The sequence below is a fragment of the Bradyrhizobium murdochi genome (assembly GCF_000472965.1).
Taxonomy (GTDB): Bacteria; Pseudomonadota; Alphaproteobacteria; order Rhizobiales; family Xanthobacteraceae; genus Bradyrhizobium; species Bradyrhizobium murdochi.
Map to the genome: position 1 here is coordinate 1 of NZ_AXAU01000064.1, position 4849 is coordinate 4849.

Annotated in this window: 1 protein-coding gene and 3 pseudogenes; all 4 read right to left on the reverse strand. The window is 57.7% G+C overall.

Going from position 1 to position 4849, the window contains the following annotated elements:
• Positions 1-478, reverse strand: a pseudogene (locus tag YUO_RS45825) (porin); the annotation flags it as partial.
• A 709-nt stretch (positions 479-1187) separates the two neighbouring features.
• Positions 1188-1304, reverse strand: a pseudogene (locus YUO_RS48405) (IS110 family transposase); the annotation flags it as partial.
• Positions 1305-1556: 252 nt separating this feature from the next.
• Entirely contained in the window at positions 1557-3206 is a 1650-nt protein-coding gene (locus tag YUO_RS0137545) for a class I adenylate-forming enzyme family protein (protein WP_051379870.1), read from the reverse strand.
• 843 nt (positions 3207-4049) lie between these two features.
• Positions 4050-4534, reverse strand: a pseudogene (locus YUO_RS43385) (transposase); the annotation flags it as partial.
• Positions 4535-4849: the final 315 nt, after the last annotated feature.

A 4849-nucleotide genomic window follows, 5' to 3' on the forward strand; every position in this document is an offset into this window, starting at 1 on the left:
TGTAACGGCTTGCACCGTTGGTATACACGCCTGTCACGTTGATTGTGTCACCCGCGCCAGTCGGGATGTTCTTAATCGACAAAGCCAGTTGACCAGCCCAGCCCCACTTGTCGCCGGGATGACCCGTGAGTTCGGTGGCACCGTAATAAGCAGCATGATTGTCATGCGCCGCGACCGATGCCTGNAAGAGNCCCCAAGCCTGGTCAACGCGGAGCCTCGCGACGAGGTCCGGAGCCCGCGAACCGCCGATGTCGTTGGCACCGTACGCACCAGTGGCGAGACCCGCTGCAGTCGCGCCGCTCACGTTCCAGATATTGGTCGTGCCACGGGCGACTTGATCCTCAGCCGAAAAGGAGGCCGAGATGCCCTGACCGAACTCAGCGGTATAGGCGAACTGGTTTACCCATTCATAGCCGCCGCTGCCCGGCAGGCCATCGAAGTTATTTCCCGGATAGTTGGCCCAAGGCGTGGAGAACTGGGAATTCGCTTTACGACCCGTTTCTAGGAGGCAGCGCTTTTTGTGCCGTCATCAACCCGTACCGGGCGATGATTCATCTGTGCAGGGCGGCCGGACCACTTCCAGCTCCAAGCCTGATCTTAACAGGCGATTTCCTCACCATCATAGTTAGTGAGGCATCTTGCGTTTGGCCGGAATGAAATTTGCAAATACCTTGCGAATTGCCGAGACGCTTCCTCCGACTATCTCCGCACCGGATGTTCCCATATCTACTCTTCTGGATGGAATGCGAGAGAAGAATGTCACTTGTTATCAGACCGATCACCATACTCTGCGAACGGCTGTGCCATGCAGCCTTCGTCGCGCATCCATCATGTATTTGGAGAATAGGCCGCGCGCAAAGCCAGGCAATCTGCTACGTGTAATTCGCAATCCGTTGGTGTTGCCATTCCGGTTTGAGGCGCGGCATAGCAGGTCATTCTAAGACTAGCCGCACCAGTGTTTTGAAGGAGACGGTGCAATGCAGGTCCGACTTCGCTCGAGCTGTTCGGAACTCCCTCATCATTGATGACAGCCTCTCTGCTGTTGATGGCCTACCGGCCTGGTAGGCGATCGACGCCCATGATGTTGTGCGAAACGGCGATAGCGCAGCGAATATGGAGTGACGTGTCACTGAATTTTCGTCCAGAAGCAGTTACAGCCCAGAAATAGAGTCTTGCGCTTCTGATCACGACGCGTCGACTTCACCGAAGAAGCGAATCTCTCCGTCCCGGCCTGTTTCCACAATCGCGATGGCGTTTCTCAGCTTCGCGACGTCAATCCCGACACCATCCCTATAATGCGCCACGGCTCGTCCTCCTGTGATGGGACCGCCCGAGCACCTCGTGGACGCGCAGCGTAGAACGAGCTGCCTCATCGGCACAGACGGACATACGGCCATAGAGAAGATCGGCGCAGGCAGTCATCTCTGGATATTCGCGAAATTTGATTTCTAATCGATGGCGGGAACGCCGACGGTGGTGATGGGCGCTCCGTTGGGTCGCTTGAATGATAGAACTGGCTGCTACGCATGCGCAAATTGAGCTGAAACGGCGCGCCTTCAACGCCAGCACTTCTGCTCGCTGTCGTAAGCGCCGGCAAGCGGATCGCTAACACTCATCAGCTCGCGTTTGAGCACTTTATTGCTGGAGGTGGTTCTAGGAAGCGCCGGAGTGAAGGCGATGTACCGCGGCACTTTGAAAACGGCAAGGCGCGCACGAGCATGCTCGAGAATGCGTTCTACAGGCAGATCGGCTACCTCGACGCCCTCCTTCAACTCCACATAGATCTTGACTTCCTCGCCGCGCTCGTCATCGCGAACAGGCACCGCCGCCACATCCGCGATCTCGGGAATCTCGCAAATGACGGTTTCGACCTCGAGCGCAGAGATGTTCTCATCGCCCGAGCGCTTGATCATGTCCTTTTTACGTCCTACGAACCAGTGAAAGCCGAGTTCGTCGCGACGCAAAAGATCACCCGTCTTGAACCATTCGCCTTCGAATGCAGCTGCATTCGCTTCCGGCCTGTTCCAGTAGCCCTTGAAGATGGCACGACCTTTTACCCACAGCTCCCCGACCTCGCCCACCGGCGTAGGGCTGCCGTCCTCGTTGACCAGCCGCAGTTCCCGAAACAGCGCGCGATGGCCGATCGAACCGGCGTCCTCCAGCTCCGGAATATCGCCCAAGAATTGCGTTCCCGTTCCGATCTCCGTCATCCCATAATAATTGTGGCCGCGCACTCCGAACCGCTCGCGGAACTGACGTATCGCCTCAGTACTCCAGCCGAGGTGCTGCAAAATTTGCTTCAGACCCTTCAATGCATGGGCTTCGGGTTGGCGCCCCAAGTGCTGGGGCAATGAACACCACTCGATGCGGTATTTCTCGACCCAATCCGTGAATTGCGTCGAACTGAGTTTCTGAGCCACATACAGCGTGCCGCCTTGCCGATACGACCTCAGAATCTGCGTCCTCCCAAAACCATAGAAGAGGGGTGACCAACACAGATACCTCTTGTACGGCTGATAGTCGAAGGAGGTAAGTGCGTATGAGCTCACGCCCCAGCCGTCGTGCGTCGACGCACAGCCTTTCGGGAATCCGGTCGTCCCCGAGGTGTATGTAATGTCCAGCAGGTCGTCTGCGCTGACATCCTCTTCTACCGGCGAGTCGTCGACACCTTTGAGCAGAGCCTCGAGAGTGGTAACTGCCCCTTCGCCAGCCTGTCCGATAAGAATCGCACGCTCCTTGGCGAGGTCCTTCGGCCAAAGGTTCATGCCCGAAAACACTAACCATACGGACTCGTCGACGATGGCGAATTTCGCCTGGGTATCGCTCAGAACGTATTCGATCTCCCTCGGCGTGTAGAGCATGGGGATCGAGACGATCACCGCGCCGAGCTTTGCAATCGCGAACCACAGGATAGGAAATTCGATTCGATTGGGCAGCATCACGCCAACGCGGTCACCCTTGCGCACTCCAAACGCGCGGAGCGCATGCGCATAGCTGTTGGACCTGCGGTCCATTTCGGAATAGGTCGCGCGCTCACCGCGCTCGAAGATGTCAATCGCGGTTGCTGCGCCGTGCGTTCGCGCGCGCATTGCAACCAGCTGCCCCACCGTGATCGTATCATACGCGGATTCCAAGGCCTCGAGCCTGCGCAACGCATTTGCCACACGCTCCTGCAGCTGGCTTGGTGTCGATTCTGTAGTTGCCATCGTAAGAACCTTGGATTTTGCGAACAAAGACAAGACGGCCCATTGGCACAACCATTTGACAGCTGGCAGAGCGTGCCGATTAACTAAGCGAGCGCTGGGGTCGCCGATTTCCCGGACTTCGACCTGTCCGTCCAGTACGAGCTAACGGAGGCACGACGGCCAATCAAGGCGCGCCAAAACTCAAATATAAAGGGCTCGATGCCGTTTGGTCAGCAGCCTTGCCGCGTTCTTGCAGGAAGCGCGACGCCGATAACGGATTAACTACGTTGGTCATTGCTGCACATTGTCCTATCGTGATGAGCTGCGTCATAGCCTCGCGGCGAGCTACTAACTTCTGGTACACCATTTACATTTGGATCGCGATACTACCTACTTTGGTGAGGAGTATCTTTGATACTTGAGGAGCCGGTGTTGATACGCGATCAGCATTCAACGGCGGCACAGCGTTCTTGAGCCGTGGTGGGTTTCGGTGGATCCGAGGCTAGCGGCGGACGATGTCGCCCGGCCGGGTCCGAGGAGCTGGTAACCATTGTCGGGGCCCGTCCTTCATCAATCCTATGAGCAGTAAGGCCGGCACTTACGATCAAGGAAGTCGAGAAAACTTCTGCAACGTAGCGCCATCACTTTTCCGGGCGAGAGAAAGACGTCGAGACGCTCAACGTCGTATTGCCGCAGCGGACGACGCGCTCGAGATTAAGCTGGGGTTCAAAGTACTAACGATCCTCTGCGCTCATCTTTTAAGTCGTACAAGCCACCGCTGCTCGGCAGGGCCATCGCTGCCGACATTGAAAGCAACCTGCCACCGCAATTCAGCGAACTGCTCTAGGTGTATCCAGTCGTTCGTTAAGAAGCCTGTTTGATCGCGGTTTGGACGGTGAGCCGGCGCCAGAGGGCGATCAGGATTAGGTGCAACAGCATCCTCAACCAGGCGAGGACGAGGCGGAGGTTGTGGCCGACGGCGGAGAGGACGACGTTGGCAGCATCAGCGTCGCGGCCTTTGAGGTGACAGCGGCCGAGATGGCCGTCGGTTTTCATGTGGCCGATCACGGGCTCGATGGCGGATCGGCGGCGGAGCTCGCGTTTGATCAAACCGAAGACCCCGCGCTTCTGGCCGGAGATGAAGACGCGTCGGGGGTTGGCGGTTGTGTGGCCGCGATAGCCTTATCGACATAGGCGCGTTCGATCCCGCAGCCGGTGAGCTTCTCGGTGGCTTCGATGACGTCGCCGAGCGTGTGGCCGTCATAGGGATTGCCCGGCAGCGCTTTGGCGTGCAGCACGAACTGGCCGCCCGGGGCGCGGGTATTGGTGGTGACGATCGAGGCTTTGACGCCGATCTATGGACCACGCCCGCGTTGCAAGAGGAATCGACAAACGGATGAAGGGGTTTGCGCCAATCTATCCGGCTTCAATTTGGGGCTGTTGCCCCGAGCCATCATGGATATCCGCCCACTTCTGTCCTCAATAACTCGCCGGCCTCAAGAAGGGCCATGGAGTCGAACCAGGCTTCAGAAGTGTCGGTGGAACCGTTTCTCCATTCGTCCTTTCCGTCTCGCAAACCTCGGCGGGTTGTTGTGCCTTCTAATCCGACCTTGGATCTTCCTTTCCGGCCCTGTTTCTTATGCGGTGCGGCCTAGGAGGTTGGC